Here is a 25,904-nt window from a genome sequence, read left to right as displayed (position 1 = left end):
TTGACGGTCCGAAAAGCGCTGTATATTATGCGCACCTCCTTGAGGCGAGGCGCTCGGTCAGGCTGGAAAAGCTTGCTGATGCGCGGGTTTCAAGGAAGTCGGGCAGCAACGCGCCCGTAGCTCAACCGGATAGAGCAACGGCCTTCTAAGCCGTAGGTTGCAGGTTCGAGTCCTGCCGGGCGTGCCAAGGTTGCTGTTTGGGCGGTGAGCGGAAATTGAATGTTATGGTGGGCGTAGCTCAGTTGGTAGAGCTCCGGATTGTGATTCCGGCGGTCGTGGGTTCAAGCCCCATCGTCCACCCCATTCAATTGCGCGTGAACGCCTGATAAGTGTCGCGGAAGTGGTGAAATTGGTAGACACGCTGGATTTAGGTTCCAGTGCCTCACGGCGTGAGAGTTCGAGTCTCTCCTTCCGCACCATGTCTGACGGCATGCTTCTGTTATGGTGGGCGTAGCTCAGTTGGTAGAGCTCCGGATTGTGATTCCGGCGGTCGTGGGTTCGAGCCCCATCGTCCACCCCATTTCAGAACGCATCGCAAAGATGACCGTCCCGGTTCGAATAGCGGACTGGCCGGTAAAAACCACTGTCGCAACGGCAGGCACGGTTATGGTGGGCGTAGCTCAGTTGGTAGAGCTCCGGATTGTGATTCCGGCGGTCGTGGGTTCGAGCCCCATCGTCCACCCCATTACCGTAAAGTCTCTCCAATTTATTTCCTTTTCTTCCTTTTTTATTTCCGTTTTCCCCTTGAGCCGTTTTGAATCTTTGGCCGGTTTGCGTGCCGCGCTGTGTGCGGATCGTTACAGTCTGATTTCGCTGTTGTTTAAATTTTGCTCGATAGCGTAAAAGGGTACCGTCGGTCAAGGGTTTCCCTTGACTAATCCAGTGGCATCGCCCAGAATTTCGCGCTTTGGTTTCGCCCGCATATAAGCTTGCCTCGGCAGCGCTTTCGGGGGGCGCTGGTTGCCAGGTGGGTATCATGCTTCCTGCCGATCAGTGAATGATCATTTTGTACAAGTATTTGTGAGGAATTCCATGCAAGTTTCCGTTGAAACGACTTCCGGCCTTGAGCGTCAGATGACGGTGACTGTACCGGCAGAACGTGTCGACCAGGACGTTAACTCCCGTATCCAGCAGACTGCGCGTACTGCTCGTATCGATGGTTTCCGTCCGGGTAAGGTGCCGGTCAAAGTGATCAAGCGCCGTTACGGTCCGGGTATCCGCGAAGAGGTTCTGGGCCAAGTGGTTCAGGAATCCTTCTACGAAGCACTGCAGCAGGAAGAGCTGATGCCGGCCGGTGGCCCGAGCATCGAGTTCAAGAACGACAAGGAAGGTGAAGACTTCCAGTTCGTGGCAACCTTCGAGGTTTACCCGCAGGTTGAGCTGGCGGATTACTCCAGCGCTGAAATCACCAAGCTGAAAGCTGAAGTTCAGGACGCTGATCTCGACCAGATGATCGAAACCCTGCGCAAGCAGCAGGCGGGTTGGGAAGCGGCTGACCGTGCGGCTGCCGAAGGCGATCGTGTGAAGATCGACTTCGAAGGTTTCATCGACGGCGAAGCGTTCGACGGCGGTAAAGGTGAGAACATGGAGCTGGTACTGGGCTCCGGCACCATGATCCCGGGCTTTGAAGATGGCCTGGTTGGCGCGGAAGCCGGTGCCGAGGTCGAGCTGAACGTGGCCTTCCCGGAGGAGTACCACGCTGAAAACCTGAAAGGCAAGCCGGCGACTTTCAAAGTGAAGGTCAACGCCGTTGAAGCTCAGGTGCTGCCGGAGCTGGACGAAGCCTTTTTCGAGAAGTTCGGTATCGAAGAGAACACCCTGGACGGCTTCAAGGCTGAAGTGCGCAAGAACATGGAGCGCGAGCTGGCCCAGTCTCTGAAGATGAAGCTGAAAGATCAGGTGTTCGGCAAACTGGTTGAGATCAACGAGATCGACGTACCGAGCGCGCTGGTTGATGGCGAAATCGACAACCTGCGTCGTCAGGCGATTCAGCAGTTTGCCGGTCCGAACGCCGATCTGGACCCGAACATGCTGCCGAAAGAGATGTTCGAAGAGCAGGCTAAGCGTCGCGTTACTGTCGGTCTGCTGATCCAGGAAGTGATCAAGGCCAACGAGATCAAGGTTGACGAAGATCGCGTGCGCAGCACCGTCGAAGAGATGGCGGAAACCTACCAGGAACCGCAGCAGGTCATCGATTGGTACTACGGCAACAAGGAGATGCTGTCCCAGATCGAGAACCTGGTGCTGGAAGATCAGGTGGTTGATCAGCTGCTCGCTTCTGCTAAAGTCTCAGAAGAAGAAGTCAGCTACGAAGAAGCCATCAAGCCGGCACAGCAGGAAACTGCTGAAGAGAGCGCAGAAGGCGAAGACGCCTAAGTTCTGCCGCTCTCGAGCAAGTCTTGATGCGTATGGAAAACGACAGTCAGCTTCGCTGGCTGTCGTTTTCGCTTTATAGAGAAGGAGAAGGGAGATATGACAGGTTCTGAGATCTACAACAGCGCGCTGGTACCGATGGTGGTCGAGCAGACCGCCCGCGGCGAGCGTTCCTACGATATCTACTCCCGACTGCTAAAAGAGCGGGTTATCTTTATGGTCGGTCCGGTCGAAGATCACATGGCCAACCTGGTGGTGGCTCAGCTGCTGTTCCTGGAAGCCGAGAACCCGGATAAAGATATCCACCTGTACATCAACTCGCCGGGCGGTTCAGTGACTGCCGGCATGTCGATCTACGACACCATGCAGTTCATCAAGCCGGACGTCAGCACCATGTGCATCGGCCAGGCAGCCAGCATGGGGGCTTTCCTGCTGGCGGGCGGCGCCACCGGCAAGCGTTTCGCGCTGCCGAACTCGCGGGTGATGATTCACCAGCCGCTGGGCGGCTACCAGGGCCAGGCGACCGATATCGAGATTCATACCAAGGAGATCCTGAGCATTCGCGAGAAGCTGAATCGCTTGTTGGCGGAACACACCGGCCAGGACTTCGAGACTATTGCGCGTGATACCGATCGTGATAACTTCATGGGTCCGGAAGCGGCAAAAGACTACGGTCTGATCGATCAGGTGCTGCACAATCGCATCGGGTCTTAAGCTTTCTGCACGGAAATCGATGCGAAAGTTTTGGTTCTAGAATAAGAAGTAGGTTTTTCACGCACGAGGTAGTCGAATGTCCGACGATATCAACAGTAAAAGTGGCGACGACGGCAAGCTGCTGTACTGTTCGTTTTGCGGCAAAAGCCAGGACGAGGTACGTAAGCTGATTGCGGGCCCATCCGTGTTCATTTGCGATGAGTGTGTCGATCTCTGCAACGATATCATCCGTGAAGAGGTGCAGGACGCCGAGCCGGAGGAGCCCTCCGATCGTCTGCCGACCCCGGCCGAGATCAAGACCACCCTGGACGATTATGTAATCGGCCAGGAGGCCGCCAAGAAGGTTCTGGCGGTGGCGGTCTACAACCACTACAAGCGGTTGCGGGCCCAGGGCAAGACCAACGGCGTCGAGCTTGGTAAGAGTAACATCCTGCTGATCGGCCCGACCGGCAGCGGCAAGACGCTGCTGGCACAGACCCTGGCGCGGATGCTGAACGTGCCGTTCACCATCGCCGATGCCACCACCCTGACCGAAGCCGGTTATGTCGGTGAGGATGTCGAGAACATCATCCAGAAACTGCTGCAGAAGTGCGACTACGATGTCGAGCGGGCGCAGTTGGGGATCGTCTATATCGACGAGATCGATAAGATCTCCCGTAAGTCCGACAACCCGTCAATCACCCGCGACGTGTCCGGCGAAGGCGTGCAGCAGGCACTGCTGAAGCTGATCGAGGGTACGGTGGCTTCGGTACCGCCGCAAGGTGGTCGTAAGCATCCGCAGCAGGAGTTCCTGCAGGTCGATACCTCCAACATCCTGTTCATCTGTGGCGGCGCCTTTGCCGGTCTCGAGCAGATCATCCGCGACCGTTCCGAGAAGAGCTCGATCGGATTCAGTGCGGTGGTCAAGGGTAAGGATGAGGGCAAGAGCATCACCGAAGCCCTGCACGAGGTGGAAGCGGAAGATCTGGTCAAGTACGGCCTGATTCCTGAATTCGTCGGTCGTCTGCCGATGGTGGCGACACTGGGCGAACTGGATGAAGAGGCGCTGATCCAGATCCTGACCGAGCCGAAGAACTCGTTGACCAAGCAGTACGCGGCCCTGTTCGAGATGGAGGGGGCCGAGGTTGACTTCCGCAAGGAGGCCCTGGCGTCGGTTGCCAAGCTGGCGCTCGAGCGCGGCACCGGGGCGCGTGGCCTGCGATCGATCCTGGAAGCGGCATTGCTGGATATCATGTACGAACTGCCGTCGCTGGAGAATGTCAGCAAGGTGGTGATCGACGAGAACGTGGTTGAAGGCAACAGCGAGCCGATGCTGATCTACGAAAACACCGAACAGGCCAAGGCTGCCCCGGAGGACTGATCTCCGTACCTGCAGCTTAGCCAACACCAAAAAGGGACAGCATCTGCTGTCCCTTTTTTGTTTTAGTTTTTAGTTAACAGTTTTGAGTTAACAGCTTTAAACCCGGTAGGGTGGGCACGCTTTTTGTGCTCACGTGCTGACTATCGGCACAAATAATTGATGAAAACTCCGGGAGGTGATCAGGCAACCTCCATCACATCCTCTAGCGGTCGGCGCGGTTTCTGCGGCCAGTTACCCGGCTTCGGGTAGCCGGCGGTGACCAGCATCACCGGCACTTCGTTGTCGGCCAGGCCGAACTCCTGTGCCAGCGCCGCCGCATCGAAGCCGCTCATCGCGCCGCTGGCCAGCCCCATCCCCTGGGCGGCCAGCATCAAGGTCATCGCCGCCAGTGAGGCGGAGCGGAACGCCTCGTCGCGCTGCAGCTGCGGATTGTCCCGGTGGCTGCCGGTGACCGCTTCGACCCAGCCGGCGGCGATGGAACGGTCCATGAAACCGGCCTCCACTGACGGTTGCAGCACCTTTGACATCCCCTCGTAGGCCGCCAGGGTGCCGCAGATGATAAAGGTAACCGGGGCATCCACCACCTGAGATTGGCCGTAGGACACGGCTTGCAGGCGCTGTTTGGCGTCGGCGGAGCGAACTGCGATGAACTTCCAGTTCTGCATGTTGTAGGCGGACGGTGCCCGGGTGGCCAGCTGGACCAGTTCGGCGACCTGATCATCGCTCAGCGGACGTGCGCTGTCGTAACGGCCGGTTGATACACGGGATTCGATCAGGGATCTGATATCAGACATGGGATGCTCCTTTTTATCGCAATATCTGCGTCTATAAATCGTTTGATGATGGTCTAGTGAATAACTTCAGGGTGTTGGTTCCCGGCTCAGGGCGCCGGCAGTGGTTGGCTGCGGCTGGCTGGTAGCGGACGCTTTGGGCGTCGCTGCCGAGGCCCGTTGTACCACCAGGATGCTGGCCAGCACGGCGATCAGGCCGACCAGTGCCACGCCGGTGATGGTCTGGCCGAGCAGTGCCCAGCCGAGAATGACCGCTGTCAGCGGGCTCAGCAGTCCCAGCGAGGAGACCGCCACCGGTGACAGCCGGGCCAGACCACGGAACCAGAGCGCGTAGGCCAGCAGTGCGCCGAACAGGCACAGGTAGGCGTAACCCAGCAGCTGAGTGCTGTTCAATACCGGCAGCGGCGGGTCGATCGCCCAGGCCACGGGGAGTAGCATCAGCCCGCCAACCAGCAGCTGCCAGCCGGTGAAGGCCATGAGCGGTAGCCGGGTCTGCCAGCGCCGGGCCAGATAGGTACCGGTGGCCATGCAGGCGGCGCCGACCAGCGCCGCGACGATACCGACCGGATCCCATACGGAGTCCGGCGACAGCAGCAGCGCGGCCATACCGACTACACCGAGCAGCGCGGCGCCGACCGCCATATAGGCCGGGCGGCGTCCGTCCATCGCCCAGGCCAGGCCCATCACCAGCAGCGGTTGGATTGCGCCGACCACCGCGGCCAGACCGCCTGGCAGACGGTAGGCGGCGACGAATAACAGGGCCTGGAAAAACCCTATATTAAGCCCCGCCAGGATCGTCAGGCGCCCCCACTCGCCCCGTTCGAGGCGGTGGCGGCTGAGCAATACCAGCAGGATGCCGGCCGGCAGGCAGCGCAACAGGGCGGCGGTGAACGGCCGGTCCGGCGGCAGCAGCTCGGTGGTAACGATATAGGTTGACCCCCACATGATCGGCGCCAGCGCGGTCAGCAGTAGGTCGGTCCAGTTTGAGTAGCCTTGTTTGTTGTTCATGATACAATTGTCTTTAGTTCAAGATAAATTCAGTCTGGCATATAGAAATCTTGAGTTCAAGATAAAATGGAAGGGGAAATTATGAGCCTTGAACGGAAAGGTGACGCGGTTGACACGATCATCGAGCAATGGAACCGGGAACGACCGGACCTGGATGTCAGCCCGATGGCGCCAATAGGGCGTCTCAAGCGATGTGCGGCGCTGATGGACCGCCGGTTGGACGAGGCCTTTACCGCCTTCGATATCAGTTTCTGGGAGTTTGATGTGCTGGCAACACTGAGACGTTCGGGCGCACCGTACTGCCTGGCCCCGACAGCGCTGTTTTCAACACTGATGATCACCTCCGGCACCATGACCCACCGCCTGCAACGGCTTGAAGCCCGCGGCCTGGTGGAGCGCAAGGCCAATCCGGATGATGCCCGCAGCAAGCTGGTGCAATTGACGGACAGCGGGCTGGCGCTGATCGAGCGGGCAGTGGAAGCCCATGTGGCGAACGAGTGGCGGATTCTGGAGCCGCTCGAGGCGGCTGACTTGCGAGCGCTGGAAGAGAGCCTGGTGAAACTGCTGGCAGTGCTCGAACCATCTGGCGACTGAGATTCGGTATCGCCCATCGGCGTTTTTCCGGCCCGCTTGCGCCATGGAGCCCGATAATTTGTAGCCTTGGTCGAGCAACTGGTCGTATTAAGGTAAGGGGTGTTGTCTGCGGCTGTGCTGATTTCTGTTCTAAGGTTAGAAGACCACAACGCGCGTGATCAGGGAGGCTGATATGGCGACCCAACCCTCAGAACAATATCGCAACACGCAACAACGGTTCCCCGAACTGTTCGATGCACTGGAAGCGCTCGGCAAGGCGAGCAGGCACGCGGGGCCGCTGGATGAGAAGAGTGCCCAGCTGATTCAGCTGGCAGCAGCGGCGGCAGCTCGCTCGGAAGGTGCGGTGCACAGCCATACCCGGCGAGCGCTGGCGGCGGGGGCCGATCCCGCCGAAATCTACCACTGTCTGTTGCTGCTGGTCAGCACCATTGGTTTTCCATCGGTAATGGCTGCGCTCAGCTGGGCCGAGGATGTATTCGCCGAATAGCTGAGCTGCTAGTTTGTCGGCAAACAATACTCTTAATCGAATGCAGGGTATGCTTCGAAAGGGAAAGTGAACCTATACAGATGGATCTGAGATGAGTATTCGACGAAAGCTGAGTCTGAGTTTGTTGCTGTTTCTGAGCATCGCGCTGTTGGTGGTCGGCAGCGTAGTCTACTTCCAGCAACGGCAGAGTTTGATTCAGCACACCTTTGACGATCTGGAATCGGTAGCAACGCTGCAGGAGCTGCGCCTGAGCGCGCTTAATGAGCAGAACCTGGAGCGGTTGTCGCTGATCCGCAGCCGCACCCAGCTGCGGATCAGCTTGGCGCAATTCAACGTCGAGCAGGCGCCGGATGCGCAGCAGCGGATGAATCGAATCCTGCGTGACGCCCTCAACTCGTTGCCAGTGCTGAAAAGACTGGATGTGGCGGATCCGAACGGGGTGGTCGTCGCCAGCACCGATCCGCAACGCCTGGGGCACATTATCGCAGCGGAGCCCGCCTTTAAACACGGCCGCAACGAACCCCGGGCCGATTACCTGAACCTTTCCGATAGCGGTCAATTGCAGCAGCATATGTCCGGTCCGCTGACGCTCGATGGTAGGGTGCAGGGGGTGTTGCTGGTCGAATTCGACAGCCGTGACCTGCTAAAGGTGGTGGGCGAAACTGCCGGCATGGGGAAGAGCGGCGAGACGCTGCTGGTGCGTCACGATGGCAGGCTGCAACAGCTGATTACCCCTCCTCGGCAAGTGACGATGGCACCGCTGACCAGCCTGCCGAAAACGGACCCGTTGCTGCACCAGGCGCTGCATGGCCATCGGCAGTTCCTGACCGGTGTGCCGGACTACCGTGGCGAGCTGGTGTTGGCGGTAACGCATTCCATCGATGAGCTGAACTGGGGGTTGGTGGTCAAGATCGACAACAGTGAAGCGCTGGCCCCGTTGGCCGAGCTTCGATACTCGTTGATCACCACGTTGCTGCTGTTGATCGCGGTGGGCGGGCTGCTCAGTGAGCTGCTATTGCGGCAGATTACCGCCCCGATCAGCTGGTTGACCAATACCGTCTCGCTGATCCAGCAGGGCGATCATAGCCAGCGTATCGGCTATCAGGGAAAAGATGAGCTGGGCTTGCTGGCTCGGGTGTTCAACCAGATGATGGATAACCTTCAGGATAGTCACCGTGCGCAACAACGGCTGAACCAGGAGCTGGAGCAACGGGTGGAACAACGCACCGCCGCATTGGCCGAGAGTAATCGCGCCCAGCAAGTGGCACGGGATGAAGCGGAACGGGCCCGGGCGGAAGCTGAGGAGGCCAACGCGGTTAAGAGCCGCTTCCTGGCCAATATGAGCCACGAAATCCGAACCCCGATGAACGGCGTGCTGGGCATGACCAATCTGCTGTTGCGGACTCCGCTGACTGAACAGCAACGTGATCTGTCGGCGTCAATCAAGGACAGCGGCGAGCACCTGATGACAGTGATCGACGACATTCTCGATTTTTCCAAACTGGAAGCAAACCGGGTGGAGATTCAGCTCAGTTCAGTCGAACTCAACGGCTATCTGGAGCAGATCGTCACCCTGTTCGGCGGTCGGGCGTTGGAGAAAAAGCTGGAGCTCAACTATCGAATCGCTCCCGAGGTACCGGCTTTCATCCTGTGTGATGCCGTTCGTCTGAAACAGGTGCTGACCAACCTGGTCAGTAACGCGATTAAGTTCACCAGTGCCGGTGAGGTATTGCTTCAGGTATCCCATCAGGGCGTTGAGCAAGGCACTCACCGGCTGAGATTCTCGGTACGGGACAGTGGTATCGGAATCTCTAAAGCGGAACAGGCAAAGCTGTTCGATGCGTTTTATCAATCGCAAAGCAGCAGCACCCGCCAGTTTGGTGGTACCGGCCTCGGTTTGAGCATCAGTGCCCGGTTGGTCGAGCTGATGGGGGGGCGGATCAGTGTCGAGAGCGAACCGGGCCAGGGAGCGGTGTTCAGCTTCGAACTGCCGGTCAGGGTGGCCGAGGGGACGCCGAAGCGTCATCTGAAACCCAACTTGGTCGAGCTCCGCGGCAAGCGCTTATTGGTAGTGGATGATAATCCCACCAACCGGGATATTCTTCATCAGGTCACCCGCGCCTGGGGATTGAAGGTGGTCACCTTCAGCCAGGGGCACGAGGCGCTGGCCTCGATCAAACAAGGGGATCGATATGATGTGGCGGTGCTGGATGCTGAGATGCCCGAGGGCGGTGGCATTCAGTTGGCGCGGCAGATTCGCCAGGCAGGCCAGCCGGAATTGCCGCTGGTCATGTTCTGCTCCGAGAATGCAATCGACGCCAGGGCGATACCGGCAAGGATAGAGCTGCTACGCAAACCGATGCGGAATTCGGCACTTTACAATGCGCTGGTCAATGTGCTGCGCGAAGGCGAACCGAGTCTTTCGCTTGATTTAGCGGTAGAAGTCGAGCCGGCACCGGACTCGCTGATCGCCGAGCATAATCCGCTGAAGATTCTGGTCGCTGAAGATAACCGGATCAACCATAAGCTGCTGACACAGCTATTGGCTGATCTTGGCTATAGTGCCCAGGTGGTCGAATCCGGCAGTGCCGTACTGGATATCTGTCGTGAACAGAGCTTCGATGTGATTCTAATGGACGCCCAGATGCCGGGAATGGACGGCTACGAAGCCACCCGTCACTTGCGCAAGCTGGATACTGAGCGACCATATATTATCGCGGTGACCGCCAGCGTGATGGAGGGCGACCGGGAGTACTGCTTGTCACAGGGGATGAACGCCTACCTGAGCAAGCCGATCTCCGAAGGTGAACTGCGCGAGGCGTTGCTGACCGCTTACCGGACACTTGATTCGGTTCCGGCATGCGAGTCTGGCGAGCCGGCACCGGTCGTGAATGAGCAGGCGCTGATCGACCAAAACCGGCTGCAAGCGCTGCCAGTAGCGCTCTGGCAGGAGTTGTTCAGCCTCTATATGGATGAAGCCAGCGCGATCCTGGCGAAACTTAGTCGGGCTCTGGATGACGGGGATCTTGCTGCGGTGGGCAATCACGCCCATAGCTTGAAAGGCGGTGCGATCAATATCGGACTGAATGGTTGCGCCGAACTGTTCGCCGGCATCGAACAGAGTGCCAACGCCGGGGAGGCGAGCAGGGTGGGCGAGCTGGTGGAAAACTGTGAGGAGACGCTGGAAGCGACCCGGCGGGAGGGGGAGAGTCTGCTTCAGGAAGATACCTTGATTACACAATAGCGTCCTGTGTGCCGGCTACGCGGTCCAGCTGCGATCGTTCAGCCGGCGCTCACTGAATGGCATCTACCATGCGTGGTATCGATATGCTGCCGCCGCTTCGGTGACGGCAACCTATACTGACAAAATCGTTGATACCAGCTCTGGAGCGCCCGATGATGAATACCCGCCGATTGATCGCCACCCTGCTGATTAGCCTGCTCAGTCTACTGCAGGTTCCCATGACCCAGGCCGCTATGTTGGCCACCGATCAGGCTCTGCAATCCGAAGCACGTCAATTGGATCGTACCGAACTGTTGTCGATGCTGGAAAAGGAACAGGTGCGCAGCCAGTTGGAAGCCTACGGGGTCGATCCGCAACAGGCGCAGGCACGCGTCAACAGCATGACCGATGCTGAGCTGGCAATGCTGAATCAGCAATTGGAACAGTTGCCTGCAGGACAGGGGGTGATCGGCGTGGCAGTGCTGCTGTTCATCGTATTTATCGTCACTGATGCACTGGGTGCCACCGACCTGTTTACCTTCGTCAAACCGATCAATCGATGACCGAAACCGCGTCGGCTACTGTTGCCCGGTTGCTGCTGGTGGTGCTCTGTTTGGGGGGGCTCGGCGGTTGTAGCGGGTTGACCGGTAAGCCGGCGCAGTGGAGCGCCCGTCAGGACTTGCCGCCAGCGGTAGAGTTGGCGGATGTTCCCTTTTTCCCGCAGACCCGTTACCAGTGCGGCCCGGCGGCGCTGGCCACGGTGCTGAACTACAGTGGCCTGCGGCAGGTCGGCCCGACCGAGCTGCAACCACAGGTCTACCTGCCTGGCAGGCGGGGCAGTCTGCAGGTCGAGTTGTTGGCGGCCAGCCGGCGACATGGCCGGCTGGCCTATCAACTGGAAGCCAACCTGGACGCACTGCTGGCGGAACTGGCCGCTGGCCATCCGGTGCTGGTGATGCAGAATCTCGGCTTCGACTGGTGGCCACAATGGCATTATGCGGTGGTGGTCGGTTATGACCTGTCGGCACGGATGATGATACTGCGTTCAGGTGAGGAAAGGCGCCGACTGATCCCGATACATACCTTCGATAACACCTGGCGCCGGGCCGGCCGCTGGGCGCTGGTGGTCCAGGCACCGCCCCGAATGCCGGCCAGTGCGCAGCCACTGCCTTATCTACAGTCAGTCAATGCATTAGAGCCGATCAACCCTGAGTCGGCTGTCGTTGCTTACCGGCAGGCGGTTCGCCGCTGGCCGGAGCAGCCGCTGTCCTGGCTCGGACTCGGTAATCTGCAGTACGCATCCGGCCGTTATTCGCAGTCCGTTGACACCTTCCAGCAGGCGCTGGCAGTGCACCCGGACGATGCAAGGCTATGGAACAATCTGGCCTATGCATTGGATGGCGCCGGTTGCCGGCAACAGGTCCTGCAGGCTTTGCGTTGCGGACTGCGTCGACAGCCGGAAAGTCCATTGCTATTGCAGAGCCTCGACGAGCTGCGAAAGGATGGGATTGTGGAATCTGAGCAGTCAATTGAAGATTGTCCGCGGTTGCGCCGCTGCCCGCCTTAAGAGCTTTAATTTATCAGCTTGCAGCTTGCAGCTTGCAGCTAACGTATCAACAACACCTCCATCCGTGAACGGCTGATCTCACTGACCAGTGCTTCGGTTTCCGGATCCTGAATATAGTCTTCGGGGATCAGCAGAGTATTGCTGGCCCGTAGCTCGATCTGCTGTAACAAGCCGTTCGGGCCGGGCGCCAACTGGACCACCTCGACCCGGCCGTGATTGAACTCGGCCAGCGACCGGTCGGCGTCCTGCTCGCTGCTCAGGATCACCAGTCGACGATAACCCCGCTGCAGCAGGTGGCGCGCCACTGCTAAAGCGTTCTTGCCGGCCCGGGAATTGCGGTGCAGCAGATAGAGGCTATCCCGGCGGGGCGTTGGGCTGGCGGCCGGTACCCGGGTCAGCCAGGCGCTGTGGCTGATCCAGAGCACGTCGCCGCCGCTGCACTCCTTCAGCAGTTGGCAGGTCTGGCCGCTGTAGACCACGAACGAGCCCTGTAATCGTGTGGTCTGCAAGGTCTGCTCGAAAAGCTGGCGCAACCGTCGTTCCAGCGAACGCCGGCTGCGGCCGAGCTGCTGAGCCGACAACAACTGCTCACGGCTGGAGCTGAATGATACCTCGCGCAGGAACGGCAAATCCGCGATCTGCTGTAACGGGTCGTCCAGCCCGAACACCAGGTGCAGTTCGGCGCCCTGTGCCCGCGCCAGGTCGGCCGCCGCCGCCAGGGCATCCTCCACCGGGTGGCTGATATCGACCGCCAGCATCACCCGCTTGATCTTGGCTTTGCGTACCATTGCACTAATCCTTATCTGCCCCAGGGGGCTGGTTCAAGCGCTGCTGAATGCTCCCGAACTCCAACAGCTGCTCCTGCACACTGGCATTGAAGCTGCCTTCAGGGTAGTTGCCGACCGGGTCGGGTTCGCCGGCCACAGTGCCGGTGAACAGCGCGATGGCATCGTTCAGGGTACTCAGCGGATAGATTGCGAACTGGCCCTGCTCGCAGGCGTCGACCACCTCCTTGCGCAGCATCAGGCGGCGCACGTTACCGGCCGGGATCGCCACGCCGTGGCTGCCATCCAGGCCGCGGGCCTTGCAGATATCGAAATAGCCCTCGATCTTCTCGTTGACGCCGCCTATCGGTTGTACCTGGCCCAACTGGTTCAACGAGCCGGTTACCGCGATTGACTGCTTCAGCGGAATCCGGGTGATCGCCGACAGCAACGCCAGCAACTCCGCCACCGAGGCGGAGTCGCCGTCGATCGGCCCGTAGGACTGCTCGAACACCAGCGACGCGGACAGCGCCAGTGGCGCCTGGCGGGCATAGCGCGATGCCAGCAGTGCGCTGATGATCATTACCGCCTTGCTGTGCAGGGTGCCACCCAATTCACTCTCCCGCTCGATATCGACCACCTTGCCGCGACCGAGCCGGGCGGTGGCGGTTATCCGGGACGGTCGACCGAACATGAAGTCACCCAACTGAATCACCGACAGGCCATTGACCTGGGCCACCTGCTTGCCGCTGGTGGCGATCATCAGGGTGCCCTTGTCGATCTGCTCCTGCAGCAGCTGCTGATAGCGGTTGCTGTGCCAGAGCCAGCGTTCCAGCGCCGCGTCCACATGGCGCCGCTCGATTCGTTCGCTATGCTCGAGCCGCGCCTCGTGTTCCGCCTTGTGCACCAGGTCGATCAGCTGGGCGCGGTGCAGCGACAGCTTGTCGGTGTCCTCCACCAGTCGGGCGCTGAATTCGATGATCCGGGCGACGCCGCCGGCGGTCAGCGGCAGCAGCTTCGATTGCAGACAGATGCCAGCCAGTAGCCGTGCGTACAGCTGGCAGGATTCGGCGGTGCGGTCGACGCTTTCCGATAGGTCCGCCTGAACCTTGAACAGTAGGCCGAATGCGGGATCGTAGGCTTTCAGCATGTGGTAGAGCAGCCGGTCGCCGCAGAGCACTACCTTCAGGTTGGCCGGAATCGGCTCAGGCTCCAGGGTGGTGGTGGAGGAGAGGCTGAGGATCTGCTCGATCGATTCGAGCCGGATCTCGGCCGACTGCAGCACCCGTTTCAGGGCGCCCCAGCTGAAGCCGTTACTCAGCAGCTGCAACGCATCGATGATCAGTACGCCGCCGTTGGCCTGGTGCAGCGCGCCGGGCTGGATCAGCGTGAAATCGGTGGTCAGGGTACCCATGCTGGACTGATGTTCGATGCGCCCGGTCAGGTTCTGCAGGGTGGGGTGATCAAGGTAAAGCTGTGGCGTGGTTGCCGTATCGCTGTTATCGACCAGCACGTTGATCTGGTACTTGTGGAAATGGCTAAGCCGGGATTTCTTCGGTGCCGATTCGACTGTTTTTTCATTTGTATCGGTAAAAAAGTCCCAGGCGTTCTGCTCGATATCGCTATGCACCGCCTCCAGATGGCGCAGTACGCTCGGATAATCGCGGTAACTCTCCTTCAATACCGAGATGGCCGGTTCCACCGCCTGCTGGACGAACTCCTGGTTCCGCGTTTTGACCCGCTGGAACGCCTCCTCCTGCCAGCTGTTGATGGTGCGGACGCTCTCTTTCAATTGGGCGTTGATCTGCTCGATATTCTTTTTGACCTGTTGCTGGGTCGATTCCGGCAGCCGGTTGAACTCCGTCGAACTGATCAGCTTTCCATCCTTGATCGGGGCGATGGTGTAGCCTGATGGGGTACGGATCAGCGTCAACTCCATCTCCTTGGCGCGCTTGCTCAGGTTACTGAACAACTCCTCCTCACGCTCCTGGAACTCCTCCTGTACCTCGTTGATCCGGCGGTGATATTCCTCGCTCTTAAAGGTGGCTGGCAGGGTCACCAGTAAGCGCTCCAACAGGGTATCCATATCCCGGCGCAATTTGCTGCCCATCCCTTTTTCCAGCTTCAATACCTGCGGTTTGCGGGGGTGCTTGAAATTGTTGACATAGCACCAGTCGAATACCGCGCCATCTTCGAACGGGTACCGCCTGAGCAGATCGCGCACCATGGTCAGCTTGCCGATGCCGACCGGACCGGCGACATAGAGGTTGTAACCGGGGTGGCGCATATCGATGGCGAAGCGGATCGCGTCTTCGGCCCGCTGCTGACCGAATGGAATATCGATCGCCTCCAGCTCTTCGGTCGATTCAAAGCCCAGGGTGGTTTCGTCGCAACGGCGGTACAGCTGGCCGGCTTCGAGCGGTTGGATCTCCATCAGGAACGCCTCCTGCGTGGCTCAGGGGACTCTCAAAGTAATCTTGAGTATATATGCCATCGCCTGGTAGGCACCGACTACGGGCCGTCCACTGGGCACCGCTTGCAGTTGTTGTGATCAATTGGCTACCAGCTGCTATTTTAAAGGAAATGGCGCAGGCGTAGGGACGCGGCCATAAGAGAGCTAGCCACCCGGGAGAGGAAAGATGACCAAGCTTAACAAAGTCTTGTTCGCCACCAACGGATTGCGCGATGAAACGGCTCACCTCAGCGAGATGCTGTATCTGATGGGAGATACAATCGCCGAGCTTAGTGTGCTGGCGGTGGTTCCACCGATTCCGGATGAGTTGCTCAAGTATAGTGACGGGTTTGACCAGTCCATCCGCGCAAAACTGGAGCGCTGCTACCAGGCTGCGGTCGGCAGTCATCCCACGCAGACCTGTCGGCCTGAGTTCGAGGTGGTGCACGGTCGGCATGATTTCATCCTGTTGGTCCAGAAGGTGCTGCGTGAGAAATACGACCTGGTCGTCAAACAGGCGGAAGCCTCCAGCCGGACGGTCGGCTACGATGCGCTGGATATGAGTTTGCTGCGTAAATGTCCCAAGCCATTATGGCTGCTCAAGGGCGCATCGGGCACGCCGACAAGTCATCCCAAGATCGCCGTGGCGATCGACCCCGAATACGAAGAGCAGTGTGGCTACGATCTCTCGATCGCGCTGCTACAACATGCAGACCGGCTGGCGAAGCAGCTGACAGTCGAGGTCGATATCGTTGCCTGCTGGCGATCACAGCTTGAAGGCGCGCGGGAAAATGCGTTCGTCCGGATCACCGACGAGGATATAGAGGCCGATTCGCAGACCCGGAAGAGAAAACACCGTGCCATCGTCGAAGCCCTTGTCAAGACAGCGCAATTCACCTCTCAATACAGCCTGACGCAGCTGCATGGCAAGGCCGAGCAGTTGATACCGGATTACACCAAGGAGAAAGCGATCGATCTGCTGTTTATGGGAACCGTAGCCCGTACCGGCATCCCGGGCTTCTTCATCGGCAATACCGCTGAAAATATTCTCCACCAACTTTCCTGCTCGGTTGTGGCGATCAAGCCTCCGGGATTTGTCTCGCCAATTAAGGCTTACTGACCGTTAGCAAAACGGGTAGGGAATCATGTTCAAAAATATTCTTTATAACGTTTCGCATACCAGAACCGAAAGACAGGCGCTGGCCAACGCCTTGCTGTTGGCTGAAAAAATGGATGCGGAACTGACTTTGCTGGCCACTTATTCTGCTCTTGACGACGAACTGATCGGTTACCAGGAGGTTCTGAAGGACAGTATTTACCAGTATTCTGAGCAGTTGCTGCAAGAGGCAGCAGCGATAGCGGGGGTGTCCGGTTTAACGCCAGAGATCAAGGTGATTTCATCCGAGCATAACTTCGTTGATGTGGTTAGGTCGGTCATTGAGTATGGATTTGATCTGGTGGTTAAAGAATATTCGAGAAACGACAATGGGTTTTATATTGTTTCTGACGATATGAGCATGCTAAGGAAGTGCCCCTGTGCGGTTTTTATGTTTCAGCCCGGCTGCCGTAAGCTTGATGAGGCGCTTATCTCCGTCGCCATAAAGCCACTGGAATTGGAGGAAACCTCTACCAATATAATGTCGCTGGCTCTTCTACAGACTGCGCATGAGCTCTGTGGTCTGTTCGGTCAAAAGGTCAACATTATTTCCTGCTACGATACGACCATGGTTGAGATGGTGAATGATTTCTCAATGAGCCGAATATCGGATGCTGAAATGAAATCTATAGAAAAAAACTATAAGCGGGCGCACAAACAGGAGATTGAAAATCTGATTGAGCTGGCTGCCGGGGACGATTATAGCTTCACCCAGCTTAAGGGTTTACCCAAGGAGGTTATCCCGGCTTATTTGAACCGGAAGAAGATTGATTGCCTGGTTTTGGGCACCATCGGGCGGAGCTGGATTCCGGGCCTTATTATTGGTAACTCTGCTGAAAGTATTGTAAACGAGTCAAAAAGCTCGGTTCTAGTATTAAAGCCGAAAGGGTTTGTTTCACCAATTACTTAATATTAGGTTTGAGTCATGAGTCAAACCAAAAGTGTCTTAATAGAAAAGCTTCAGGTGGTTATCCATTTTTCAGTTCGGGTTTTGGCTCTGTTGATGACTTTTGTTATTGTTATGGGGGTGGTGGATGTCGGTTGGACAATATATCAAAAGTTAATTTCTGCACCGGTTTTTATATTGACCATGAATGATATGCTGGCCACTTTTGGTGCATTTATGGCAGTCCTAATTGCCATTGAGATCTTTGTTAATATAACAATATATCTCAGGGATGATGTGATTCACGTCAAAATTGTGATGGCGACGGCGCTTATGGCGGTTTCTAGGAAAGTAATTATATTGGACTTGAAAGCCGTTGAGCCACAGGAAGTTTATGGTTTGGCTGCCTTGGTGTTTGGGTTAAGTATAGGTTATTGGCTGGTCAGGCAGTTGCCCAGTTATCACTTCAGCAAACAGACTGAAGATAAACCCTCAATCGAAGGGCATGAATAAACTCGTTTAGTAATATTATCCTGCTGCCAAAGAGAGTGTCTTTCATTACTTGCCACAGTCTGACGTGCCCAATGGAAAGTGCCCCCGGTGCGAACCTCCGGGGGCTGCGTATAACGCCGGTCAGATGTCGTCCAGGCCGAGTTCTTCGATGGAGATTTCGCGCATCTTGAACTTCTGAATCTTGCCGGTGACGGTCATCGGGAACTCGTCGACGAACTTGAAGTAGCGCGGGATCTTGAAGTGGGTGATCTTGCCCTTGCAGAACGCGCGCAGGTCGTCATCGGTGACCGCTTCGGCGCCCGGCGCCAGCTTGACCCAGGCGATCAACTCCTCGCCGTACTTCTTGTCCGGTACGCCGGTCACCTGCACGTCGGAGATCGACGGGTGGCTGTACAGGAACTCTTCGATCTCCTTCGGATAGACGTTCTCGCCGCCGCGGATCACCATATCCTTGATCCGGCCGACGATCTGGATGTAACCCTGCTCATCCATGGTCGCCAGGTCGCCGGTGTGCATCCAGCCGGCAGCGTCGATCGCCTCGCGGGTGGCCTGTTCGTTGTTCCAGTACTTCAGCATCACGCTGTAGCCACGGGTGCACAGCTCGCCGATCTCGCCACGCGGCAGGATCCGGCCGTTGGCCGGGTCGACGATCTTGGTTTCCAGGTGCGGCTGGGTGCGGCCGACGGTGGAGACCCGCTTGTCGAACGGATCGTCGGCGGCGGTCTGGGTGGAAACCGGGCTGGTTTCGGTCATGCCGTAGGCGATCTGCACCTCTTCCATATGCATCTTGCCGTTGACCGCCTTCATCACCTCGGCCGGGCAGATGGAGCCGGCCATGATGCCGGTGCGCAGGCTGGACAGGTCGTAGCCGGCAAAGTCCGGGTGGTCCAGTTCGGCGATGAACATGGTCGGTACGCCGTAAACTGCGGTGGCACGTTCCTCGGCGACAGCATCCAGCACCGATTTCGGTTCGAAGCCCTCATCCGGGTAGATCATGGTGGCGCCGTGGGTGACGCAGCCCAGGTTGCCCATCACCATGCCGAAGCAGTGGTACAGCGGCACCGGGATCACCAGCCGGTCCTGGTCGGTGAACTTCATGCTTTCGGCGACGAAGAAACCGTTGTTCAGGATGTTGTGGTGCGACAGGGTGGCGCCTTTCGGGAAGCCGGTGGTGCCGGAGGTGTACTGGATATTGATCGGGTCGTCGAACTGCAGGGTGGCTTGCAGATCGGCCAGCTCGTCGGCACCGATCTGGTCGGCCAGGGCGATGAAATCGGCCCAGCGCCACATGCCGGCGTGTTTCTCGTCGGCCAGGTTGATCACCCCGTTGAGGTGCGGCAGTTTCATCGACTTCAGCTGACCCTCGGCGCTGGCTTTCAATTCAGGCGCCAGCTCGAACAGCATCTCGGTGTACTGAGAGCTCTTGAAGCTGTCGGCGGTGACGATGAAGCGGGCTTCCGACTGGTTCAGTGCGTACTCCAGCTCATGCAACCGGTAGGCCGGGTTGATATTGACCAGAATCGCGCCGATCTTGGCGGTGGCGAACTGGGTGACGGTCCACTGGGCGCAGTTCGGTGCCCAGATGCCGACCCGGTCGCCGCGCTCGACACCGATCGCCAGGAAGGCGCGGGCCGCCTCGTCGACCTTCTGCTGCAGTTCGCGGTAGCTCCAGCGGATCCCCTGGTGACGTACCACCAGCGCGTCGTTGTCCGGGTAACGGTTGGCGATCTCATCGAACTTGTCGCCGATGGTCATGCCGATCAACGGCTTTTCACTGATGCCGCTGGTATAGCTCGGAAGTTGATTGCTCATCGTTGTATAGCCCCATGTTCTCTCATCGTTATTATGTAAATCGTTGACGAATGCTCAGCGACTGTGGCTGTGGTATTCCGGATTCGGTTGCATATCGACCGCACTGGCGACCCGGTTGGTCATGTTGTAGAAGCCGGCGATATTGGCGATATCCCAGATATCCCGGTCCGAGAAGCCGGCGTCGCGCAGCGCCTGACGGTCGGTTTCTTCGATTCGGTCCGGGGTTTCGGTCAGTTTGACGGCGAAGTCGAGCATCGCCCGCTGGCGCGCGGGGAGGTCGGCGACGCGGTAGTTCATCACCATCAGCTCGCCCAGCTGCGGATCGCCGGAGTACTCGCGTACCGCGGCGCCGTGGGCGACCTGGCAGTAATAGCAGCGGTTGCTGGAGGAAACCGCCACCGCGATCATCTCTTTCTCAAGGTCGGAGAGATCGCTGTCGCCAAACATCAGTTCATTGTAGAAGCGGGAAAAGACGTCAAGCTGGGCGCTGTTCTGGCTATAGGCCCGCAGCACGTTGGGCACCATGCCCAGCTTTTCTTCGCAGATGGCAAAGTATTTCTGGAATTGTTCCGGCAGCTGATCCCGCGTCGGGACCGGCAGGTCCAGCGCGGTGATATATTCCGGCTGTGATTTCATCCTGTACTACCTCGTGTTGCTTATTCTTATCGTCGAGGGGCAGAGCAGGGCGCCGGTGCGCACCTGCTGCGTCCGTGTTAGGGATATTACTTATAAGCTATTTCAACTTTCTGCGCAGCCCATTGCCAATGCGACCTTCGATCCATTGCCACGGCCGAGCTGGCCGGTTATCCAGTGGCCGGTGGCCACCAGCTTGTTAAGGTCGACACCGCTTTCGATGCCCAGGCCGTTCAACATGTAGACCACGTCCTCGGTGGCGACATTGCCGGATGCGCCCTTGGCATAGGGGCAGCCGCCCAGGCCGGCGGTGGAGCTATCGATCACGTGCAGTCCTTCCTCCATCACCGCGTAGAGGTTGGCCAGCGCCTGGCCGTAGGTGTCGTGGAAGTGAGCAGCCAGTTTGTCGATCGACACCTCGCGCTCAACCGCTTCCAGCATCTTCTTGACCCGCAGCGGCGTGCCGACGCCGATGGTGTCGCCCAGCGAGATCTCGTAGCAGCCCATATGCACCAGGTCGCGGGCCACTGCTGCCACCTGGGCCGGGTTGATATCGCCGGCATAGGGGCAGCCGATCACCGTGGAGACGTAGCCACGCACCCGGATGCCGTTTTCGCGGGCCAGTTGGATCACCGGTTCGAACCGCTCCAGGCTTTCACGAATCGAGCAGTTGATGTTCTTGCGGGTGAACGCCTCGGAGGCGGCACTGAACACCGCCACCTCGTCGACCTTGGCCGCCACCGCGCCTTCGCAACCTTTCAGGTTGGGAGCCAGGGCGGCGTAGGCTACCCCCGGCACGCGTTGGATAGCCGCCATCACCTCGGCGGCATCGCCCATCTGCGGCACCCACTTGGGCGATACGAAGCTGGCCGCTTCGATATGGCTCAGGCCGGCGTCGGCCAGCCGGTTGATCAGCTCGACCTTGGTCTCGGTCGGGATGATCGGCCCCGGCTCGTTCTGCAGGCCGTCACGGGGTCCCACCTCGACGATGCGAACCCGTTCCGGCAATCTGTGCGGATGAGTAATCATCACGCAGCCTCCTCGTCGTTGGCGGTCACGGCGATCAGCTCGGCACCTTCATCGACCAGGTCACCCTCAGCGAAGTAGATTTCGCCGACCACACCGTCATGCGGCGCCTGGATGCTGTGCTCCATCTTCATCGCTTCCATCACCACCAGGGTTTGCCCTTCGCTGACAGTCTGGCCGACCTCAACCAGGACCGCCACCACGGCACCGTTCATCGGTGCCGACAGCGAACCCTTGCCGGCATCCTCGTGCTCGCCGAAAGTCTCGCGGTACTGGCGGCAGCTGAACTGCTCGCCGTTGTGGAACAGGGTCAGGTCGTCACCGTCCTGGAAACCATGCACGGTCAACCGGTGGCCGTTGATCACCAGTTGCAGGGCGTCGTCGTTGAGCTGGCCGCTGACCTGGTAACTGGCGTCGTCGATGCTGATCTGGTAGCAGCCCTGCTGTTCCAGGATGCGCAGCTCATGAACCTGATCGCCCACGGCCAGTTTCATTGGCCGGGCGTAGCTGGAATTCAGCCGCCAGCTGTTCTCACGGGCAAACGGCGAGTAGGGGTCGCCGCTGCTGGTGCGGACCGCTTTCTGTTTTTCCAGCAGGAAGCAGGCGGCCATCGCCAGGCACTGTAGCGGGTCCAGCGTCGATGGCGGGAACAGCAGCGCCTGGTGCTTGTCGATAAAGCCGGTGTCCAGCTGCAGGTTCTTGAACGGCTGGGCTCCGGCCAGGTTACGCAGGAAGCGGGTATTGGTCTTCAGGCCGGCAATGCGGTACTCCTCCAGTGCCTGCTCCATGCGGGCGATGGCACGGTCGCGGCTGTCGTCCCAGACGATCAATTTGGCGATCATCGGGTCGTAGTAGACGCTGACCTCGTCGCCCTCGATCACCCCGGTGTCGACCCGCACATGGGCGTTCTCCTGCGGCGTGCGCAGGTAGCGCAGGGTGCCGGTGGCCGGCAGGAAGTCGTTGTCCGGGTCTTCGGCGTAGATACGGGCTTCCAGCGCGTGGCCGCTGATCCGGATCTGATCCTGCTGCAGCGGCAGCGGTTCGCCGTCGGCGATGCGCAGCTGCCACTCGACCAGGTCCTGGCCGGTGATCATCTCGGTGACCGGGTGCTCCACCTGCAGGCGGGTGTTCATCTCCATGAAATAGAACGAGCCATCGACGTCGTAGAGGAACTCGACGGTGCCGGCACCGACGTAATCGATCGCCTGGGCGGCACGCACCGCCGCATCCCCCATCGCCTTGCGGGTCGCGTCCGACAGGCCCGGCGCCGGCGCCTCTTCGATCACCTTCTGGTGGCGGCGCTGAACCGAGCAGTCGCGCTCGGCCAGGTAGACGCCATTGCCCTGCTGGTCGCAGAACACCTGGATCTCCACGTGACGTGGCTGGGTCAGGTACTTCTCGATCAGCATGTCCGGGTTGCCAAAGGCGTTCTTGGCTTCGCGGCAGGCGGATACCAGTGCTTCGTCGAACTCTTTCAGCGACTCGACCACCCGCATCCCCTTGCCGCCGCCGCCGGCGACGGCTTTCAGCAGCAGCGGGAAGCCGCATTTTTCCGCTTCCTGCTTCAGCAGGGCGGGGGTCTGGTCTTCGCCGTGATAGCCCGGTACCAGCGGTACGTTGGCGTGCGACATAATCTCTTTAGCGGCGGATTTGGAGCCCATCGCCGCAATGGCGGAGGCCGGCGGGCCGATAAACACAATGCCGTTGTCCTCACAGGCCTTGGCGAAGCCGGTGTTCTCGGACAGGAAACCGTAGCCTGGGTGCACCGCCTGGGCGCCGGACTGCTTACAGATCTCGATGATCTTGTCGGCGCGCAGGTAGCTCTCGCTGCTCGGCGCCGGGCCCAGCAGGAAGGCTTCGTCGGCCATCGCCACATGGCGGGCATTGCGGTCGGCCTCGGAGTAGACCGCGACGCACTTGATGCCCAGACGGTGGGCCGTCTGGATAACGCGGCAGGCAATCTCGCCACGGTTGGCGATCAGAATCTTGTTAAACATCGCGGCTCACTCCTGAATCCAGTTGGGTTTGCGTTTTTCGAGGAAGGAACCCAGCCCCTCCTGGCCCTCGTCGCTGACCCGGATGTCGGCGATACGGCGGGCGGTGTCGTCGATCACCGTTTGCTCGATCGGTTTGCCACTGACGGCGAACACCAGCTCCTTGGCGGCATGCATCGCCTGCGGGCTGTTACGGCGCAGCTGGCTGACGAAGCGCTGGCAGGCGTCGTCCAGCAGCTCCGGCGTGGCGACCACCTCATGCACCAGACCGTATTGCTGCGCCTGACGGGCGCTGAACGGTTCGGCGGTAACGAAATAGCGGCGCGCCTGGCGCTCGCCGATCGCCCGCACCACGTAGGGGCTGATCACCGCCGGAATCAAGCCGATTTTTACCTCGGACAGGCAGAACTGGCTGGTTTCGGCGGCGATGACGATATCGCAGCAGGCGGCCAGGCCGACCGCGCCACCGTAAGCGGCGCCCTGCACCAGGCCGATGGTCGGCTTGGCGTGGTTGTTCAATGTTTCCATCAGCCGTGCCAGCCGACCGGCGTCCTCGATGTTCTCCTGGTGGCTGTTCTGGGCCATCCGTTTCATCCAGGCCAGGTCGGCACCGGCGGAGAAGCTCTTGCCGTTGGAGCGCAGTACCAGTACCCGCACCTCGGGATCGCGGTTGGTCGCTTCCAGCTGCTCGATCAGCTGGTTGATCACGTCATCGTCGAAGGCGTTGTGCACCTCCGGCCGGTTGATGATCAGCTCGGCGACGCCATCGCTGCGTTTTTCCAGCAGTACGAAGTTGTTGCTCATCTTTACAGCTCCTTACATGCGGAAGACACCGAACTTGGTGTCGCCGATCGGTTTGTTCAGTGCCGCCGACAGCCCCATGCCGATCACGTCGCGGGTCTGGGCCGGGTCGATCACGCCGTCATCCCACAGCCGGGCGGAGGCGTAGTAGGGGTGCCCCTGATGCTCGTAGGTATCGATGATCGGCTTCTTGAAGGTGGCTTCTTCGTCCGCAGACCACTGCTGGCCGGCGCGCTCCATGCCGTCACGCTTGACGGTGGCCAGTACCCCGGCGGCCTGTTCGCCGCCCATCACCGAGATTCGGGCATTGGGCCACATCCACAGGAAGTTCGGGCTGTAGGCGCGACCGCACATGCCGTAGTTGCCGGCGCCGAACGAGCCGCCGATCAGGACGGTCAGCTTGGGCACGTCGGCGCAGGCCACGGCGGTCACCATCTTGGCGCCGTGCTTGGCGATCCCTTCCGATTCGGCCTTCTGGCCGACCATGAAACCGGTGATGTTCTGCAGGAACAGCAGCGGGATCTTGCGCTGGCAGCACAGCTCGATGAAGTGGGCGCCTTTCTGGGCCGAATCACCGAACAGGATGCCGTTGTTGGCGACGATACCGACCGGGTAGCCGTGAATGTGGGCGAAGCCGGTCACCAGCGTGGTGCCGTACAGCTTCTTGAACTCGTCGAATTCGGAGCCGTCGACGATACGGGCGATGATCTCGCGCACGTCGAACGGTTTCTTCAGGTCGGTGCCGACGATGCCGTAGATCTCGTCGGCCGGGTAGAGCGGTTCGCTCGGCGGCTTGATATCCAGGTCGAGCTGCTTGCGGCGGTTTAGGTTGGCGACGCAGCTGCGGGCGATCTGCAGCGCGTGCATATCGTTCTCGGCGTAGTGATCCGCCACCCCGGAGGTGCGACAGTGCACGTCGGCGCCGCCCAGGTCTTCGGCGGAAACCACTTCGCCGGTGGCGGCTTTCACCAGCGGCGGGCCGGCCAGGAAGATGGTGCCCTGCTGCTTGACGATGATCGACTCGTCGGCCATTGCCGGCACATAGGCACCGCCGGCGGTGCAGAGGCCCATCACCACGGCGATCTGCGGGATCCCCTTGGCGGACATCCGCGCCTGGTTGTAGAAGATACGGCCGAAGTGATCGCGGTCCGGGAACACGTCGTCCTGCTGCGGCAGGTTGGCGCCGCCGGAGTCGACCAGGTAGATGCAGGGCAGGTTATTCTGCTCGGCGATCTCCTGGGCGCGCAGGTGTTTCTTGACGGTCAGCGGGTAGTAGGTACCGCCTTTGACGGTGGCGTCGTTGGCGATGATCATGCATTCCCGGCCGGAGACGCGGCCGATACCGGCGACGATACCGGCGGCAGGGATCACATCGTCATAAACCTGATAGGCGGCCAGCTGGGACAGTTCGAGGAAGGCGGAACCTTCATCGAGCAGCACGTTGATGCGCTCGCGCGGCAGCAATTTGCCACGCGACAGGTGGCGCTCCTGGTATTTCGGGCCGCCACCCTGTTCGATGGTGGCGACCTTGTCGCGCAGGTCGCCAACTGCCTCGGCCATGGCCTCGTAGTTGGCACGGAATTCGTCTGCGCGCGGGTTGATCTTGGAGGTGAGAGTGGTCATACCGAACTCCTGCATCAGGGCGCAACTCGGCTGTGGCTGCGATTCCGCCCCGCTATTGGTTCCTTTTATATAGAGGGCGCCATCCCCGAATGAATTTAGACGGATGGCGCCTGATCCGGGCTGACGG

General features: G+C 59.5%; 21 protein-coding genes and 5 tRNA genes. 16 read left to right on the top strand and 10 right to left on the bottom strand.

Annotation, left to right across the window (positions count from 1 at the left end; translation table 11 throughout):
* Window positions 1-110 precede the first annotated feature (110 nt).
* The 8 genes from K6T12_RS00585 to clpX all read left to right on the top strand — a co-directional run bounded on the left by K6T12_RS00585 (window position 111) and on the right by clpX (window position 4,447).
* A tRNA-Arg gene (locus K6T12_RS00585) sits at window positions 111-187 on the top strand.
* A gap of 40 nt (window positions 188-227) precedes the next feature.
* A tRNA-His gene (locus K6T12_RS00580) sits at window positions 228-303 on the top strand.
* Window positions 304-334: 31 nt separating this feature from the next.
* Window positions 335-419: transfer RNA gene (locus K6T12_RS00575), tRNA-Leu, on the top strand.
* A gap of 25 nt (window positions 420-444) precedes the next feature.
* A tRNA-His gene (locus K6T12_RS00570) sits at window positions 445-520 on the top strand.
* An 89-nt stretch (window positions 521-609) separates the two neighbouring features.
* A tRNA-His gene (locus tag K6T12_RS00565) sits at window positions 610-685 on the top strand.
* A gap of 347 nt (window positions 686-1,032) precedes the next feature.
* The gene (gene tig / locus K6T12_RS00560; protein ID WP_222218396.1) at window positions 1,033-2,376 is read left to right on the top strand and encodes a trigger factor; all 1,344 of its coding nucleotides are present in this window, start codon (window positions 1,033-1,035) and stop codon (window positions 2,374-2,376) included.
* Between the two features lie 96 nt (window positions 2,377-2,472).
* Window positions 2,473-3,087, top strand: coding sequence for an ATP-dependent Clp endopeptidase proteolytic subunit ClpP (clpP, locus tag K6T12_RS00555; protein WP_222218394.1), 615 nt, complete (start codon window positions 2,473-2,475; stop codon window positions 3,085-3,087).
* A 76-nt stretch (window positions 3,088-3,163) separates the two neighbouring features.
* Window positions 3,164-4,447 (top strand): ATP-dependent protease ATP-binding subunit ClpX, encoded by a 1,284-nt coding sequence (clpX, locus tag K6T12_RS00550; RefSeq protein ID WP_222218392.1) that lies wholly within the window; start codon window positions 3,164-3,166, stop codon window positions 4,445-4,447.
* Between the two features lie 179 nt (window positions 4,448-4,626).
* Here the strand turns inward: clpX and K6T12_RS00545 are convergent, their stop codons facing one another.
* Together K6T12_RS00545 and K6T12_RS00540 are read right to left on the bottom strand one after the other, a co-directional pair.
* A complete protein-coding gene (locus tag K6T12_RS00545; RefSeq protein WP_222218390.1) occupies window positions 4,627-5,241 on the bottom strand; it encodes a nitroreductase family protein in 615 nt (204 codons plus the stop codon).
* A 66-nt stretch (window positions 5,242-5,307) separates the two neighbouring features.
* Window positions 5,308-6,246, bottom strand: coding sequence for a DMT family transporter (locus K6T12_RS00540; protein ID WP_222218388.1), 939 nt, complete (start codon window positions 6,244-6,246; stop codon window positions 5,308-5,310).
* Window positions 6,247-6,327: 81 nt separating this feature from the next.
* Here K6T12_RS00540 and K6T12_RS00535 point away from each other — a divergent pair, with 81 nt between their 5' ends.
* The 5 genes from K6T12_RS00535 (at window position 6,328) to K6T12_RS00515 (ending at window position 12,117) form a co-directional block, all read left to right on the top strand.
* Window positions 6,328-6,840, top strand: a complete 513-nt coding sequence (locus K6T12_RS00535; protein ID WP_222218386.1) for a MarR family winged helix-turn-helix transcriptional regulator — start codon at window positions 6,328-6,330, stop codon at window positions 6,838-6,840.
* Window positions 6,841-7,012: 172 nt separating this feature from the next.
* Window positions 7,013-7,327 (top strand): carboxymuconolactone decarboxylase family protein, encoded by a 315-nt coding sequence (locus tag K6T12_RS00530; RefSeq protein WP_222218384.1) that lies wholly within the window; start codon window positions 7,013-7,015, stop codon window positions 7,325-7,327.
* A gap of 91 nt (window positions 7,328-7,418) precedes the next feature.
* Window positions 7,419-10,571 (top strand): hybrid sensor histidine kinase/response regulator, encoded by a 3,153-nt coding sequence (locus K6T12_RS00525; RefSeq protein ID WP_222218382.1) that lies wholly within the window; start codon window positions 7,419-7,421, stop codon window positions 10,569-10,571.
* A 152-nt stretch (window positions 10,572-10,723) separates the two neighbouring features.
* Window positions 10,724-11,113: a DUF6627 family protein gene (locus K6T12_RS00520; RefSeq protein WP_222218380.1), complete on the top strand. Its 390-nt coding sequence runs from the start codon at window positions 10,724-10,726 to the stop codon at window positions 11,111-11,113.
* A complete protein-coding gene (locus K6T12_RS00515; RefSeq protein ID WP_222218377.1) occupies window positions 11,110-12,117 on the top strand; it encodes a PA2778 family cysteine peptidase in 1,008 nt (335 codons plus the stop codon). The genes K6T12_RS00520 and K6T12_RS00515 overlap by 4 nt, the downstream gene beginning before the upstream one ends.
* 38 nt (window positions 12,118-12,155) lie before the next feature.
* Here the strand turns inward: K6T12_RS00515 and K6T12_RS00510 are convergent, their stop codons facing one another.
* Both K6T12_RS00510 and K6T12_RS00505 read right to left on the bottom strand, forming a co-directional pair.
* Window positions 12,156-12,905 carry a universal stress protein gene (locus K6T12_RS00510; RefSeq protein WP_222218376.1) on the bottom strand — a complete coding sequence of 250 codons (750 nt, stop codon included), beginning with the start codon at window positions 12,903-12,905 and terminating at the stop codon, window positions 12,156-12,158.
* Window positions 12,906-12,909: 4 nt separating this feature from the next.
* Complete coding sequence (locus K6T12_RS00505) at window positions 12,910-15,315, bottom strand: Lon protease family protein (RefSeq protein WP_222218374.1); 2,406 nt, start codon at window positions 15,313-15,315, stop codon at window positions 12,910-12,912.
* A 205-nt stretch (window positions 15,316-15,520) separates the two neighbouring features.
* Between K6T12_RS00505 and K6T12_RS00500 the strand changes: the two genes are divergently transcribed.
* From K6T12_RS00500 to K6T12_RS00490, 3 genes are read left to right on the top strand one after another with little or no spacing between them, the layout of a single operon-like run.
* Window positions 15,521-16,453 carry a universal stress protein gene (locus K6T12_RS00500; RefSeq protein ID WP_222218372.1) on the top strand — a complete coding sequence of 311 codons (933 nt, stop codon included), beginning with the start codon at window positions 15,521-15,523 and terminating at the stop codon, window positions 16,451-16,453.
* A 25-nt stretch (window positions 16,454-16,478) separates the two neighbouring features.
* Window positions 16,479-17,399, top strand: a complete 921-nt coding sequence (locus K6T12_RS00495; RefSeq protein ID WP_222218370.1) for a universal stress protein — start codon at window positions 16,479-16,481, stop codon at window positions 17,397-17,399.
* Between the two features lie 15 nt (window positions 17,400-17,414).
* Entirely contained in the window at window positions 17,415-17,888 is a 474-nt protein-coding gene (locus K6T12_RS00490; RefSeq protein ID WP_222218368.1) for a phosphate-starvation-inducible PsiE family protein, read from the top strand.
* A 120-nt stretch (window positions 17,889-18,008) separates the two neighbouring features.
* Here K6T12_RS00490 and K6T12_RS00485 read toward each other — a convergent pair whose 3' ends face one another.
* The 6 genes from K6T12_RS00485 to K6T12_RS00460 form a co-directional block, all read right to left on the bottom strand.
* Window positions 18,009-19,700 (bottom strand): AMP-binding protein, encoded by a 1,692-nt coding sequence (locus K6T12_RS00485; protein ID WP_222218367.1) that lies wholly within the window; start codon window positions 19,698-19,700, stop codon window positions 18,009-18,011.
* A 54-nt stretch (window positions 19,701-19,754) separates the two neighbouring features.
* Complete coding sequence (locus K6T12_RS00480) at window positions 19,755-20,336, bottom strand: peroxidase-related enzyme (RefSeq protein ID WP_222218365.1); 582 nt, start codon at window positions 20,334-20,336, stop codon at window positions 19,755-19,757.
* 102 nt (window positions 20,337-20,438) lie between these two features.
* A complete protein-coding gene (locus tag K6T12_RS00475; RefSeq protein WP_222218363.1) occupies window positions 20,439-21,362 on the bottom strand; it encodes a hydroxymethylglutaryl-CoA lyase in 924 nt (307 codons plus the stop codon).
* Window positions 21,362-23,356 (bottom strand): acetyl/propionyl/methylcrotonyl-CoA carboxylase subunit alpha, encoded by a 1,995-nt coding sequence (locus tag K6T12_RS00470; RefSeq protein WP_222218361.1) that lies wholly within the window; start codon window positions 23,354-23,356, stop codon window positions 21,362-21,364. The genes K6T12_RS00475 and K6T12_RS00470 overlap by 1 nt, the downstream gene beginning before the upstream one ends.
* Window positions 23,357-23,362: 6 nt before the next feature.
* Window positions 23,363-24,157 (bottom strand): enoyl-CoA hydratase/isomerase family protein, encoded by a 795-nt coding sequence (locus K6T12_RS00465; protein ID WP_222218359.1) that lies wholly within the window; start codon window positions 24,155-24,157, stop codon window positions 23,363-23,365.
* Window positions 24,158-24,169: 12 nt separating this feature from the next.
* A complete protein-coding gene (locus tag K6T12_RS00460) occupies window positions 24,170-25,777 on the bottom strand; it encodes a carboxyl transferase domain-containing protein (RefSeq protein WP_222218358.1) in 1,608 nt (535 codons plus the stop codon).
* Window positions 25,778-25,904 lie beyond the last annotated feature (127 nt).

This window comes from Marinobacterium arenosum, from assembly GCF_019795155.1.
GTDB lineage: Bacteria > Pseudomonadota > Gammaproteobacteria > Pseudomonadales > Balneatricaceae > Marinobacterium_C > Marinobacterium_C arenosum.
This window is presented reverse-complemented; position numbering and strand designations above follow the sequence as displayed.

Coding starts and splice junctions, on each gene's coding strand:
- tig (WP_222218396.1), top strand. CDS start 1,033: ATGCAAGTTTCCGTTGAAACGACTTCCGGCCTTGAGCGTCAGATGACG.
- clpP (WP_222218394.1), top strand. CDS start 2,473: ATGACAGGTTCTGAGATCTACAACAGCGCGCTGGTACCGATGGTGGTC.
- clpX (WP_222218392.1), top strand. CDS start 3,164: ATGTCCGACGATATCAACAGTAAAAGTGGCGACGACGGCAAGCTGCTG.
- K6T12_RS00545 (WP_222218390.1), bottom strand. CDS start 5,241: ATGTCTGATATCAGATCCCTGATCGAATCCCGTGTATCAACCGGCCGT.
- K6T12_RS00540 (WP_222218388.1), bottom strand. CDS start 6,246: ATGAACAACAAACAAGGCTACTCAAACTGGACCGACCTACTGCTGACC.
- K6T12_RS00535 (WP_222218386.1), top strand. CDS start 6,328: ATGAGCCTTGAACGGAAAGGTGACGCGGTTGACACGATCATCGAGCAA.
- K6T12_RS00530 (WP_222218384.1), top strand. CDS start 7,013: ATGGCGACCCAACCCTCAGAACAATATCGCAACACGCAACAACGGTTC.
- K6T12_RS00525 (WP_222218382.1), top strand. CDS start 7,419: ATGAGTATTCGACGAAAGCTGAGTCTGAGTTTGTTGCTGTTTCTGAGC.
- K6T12_RS00520 (WP_222218380.1), top strand. CDS start 10,724: ATGATGAATACCCGCCGATTGATCGCCACCCTGCTGATTAGCCTGCTC.
- K6T12_RS00515 (WP_222218377.1), top strand. CDS start 11,110: ATGACCGAAACCGCGTCGGCTACTGTTGCCCGGTTGCTGCTGGTGGTG.
- K6T12_RS00510 (WP_222218376.1), bottom strand. CDS start 12,905: ATGGTACGCAAAGCCAAGATCAAGCGGGTGATGCTGGCGGTCGATATC.
- K6T12_RS00505 (WP_222218374.1), bottom strand. CDS start 15,315: ATGGAGATCCAACCGCTCGAAGCCGGCCAGCTGTACCGCCGTTGCGAC.
- K6T12_RS00500 (WP_222218372.1), top strand. CDS start 15,521: ATGACCAAGCTTAACAAAGTCTTGTTCGCCACCAACGGATTGCGCGAT.
- K6T12_RS00495 (WP_222218370.1), top strand. CDS start 16,479: ATGTTCAAAAATATTCTTTATAACGTTTCGCATACCAGAACCGAAAGA.
- K6T12_RS00490 (WP_222218368.1), top strand. CDS start 17,415: ATGAGTCAAACCAAAAGTGTCTTAATAGAAAAGCTTCAGGTGGTTATC.
- K6T12_RS00485 (WP_222218367.1), bottom strand. CDS start 19,700: ATGAGCAATCAACTTCCGAGCTATACCAGCGGCATCAGTGAAAAGCCG.
- K6T12_RS00480 (WP_222218365.1), bottom strand. CDS start 20,336: ATGAAATCACAGCCGGAATATATCACCGCGCTGGACCTGCCGGTCCCG.
- K6T12_RS00475 (WP_222218363.1), bottom strand. CDS start 21,362: ATGATTACTCATCCGCACAGATTGCCGGAACGGGTTCGCATCGTCGAG.
- K6T12_RS00470 (WP_222218361.1), bottom strand. CDS start 23,356: ATGTTTAACAAGATTCTGATCGCCAACCGTGGCGAGATTGCCTGCCGC.
- K6T12_RS00465 (WP_222218359.1), bottom strand. CDS start 24,157: ATGAGCAACAACTTCGTACTGCTGGAAAAACGCAGCGATGGCGTCGCC.
- K6T12_RS00460 (WP_222218358.1), bottom strand. CDS start 25,777: ATGACCACTCTCACCTCCAAGATCAACCCGCGCGCAGACGAATTCCGT.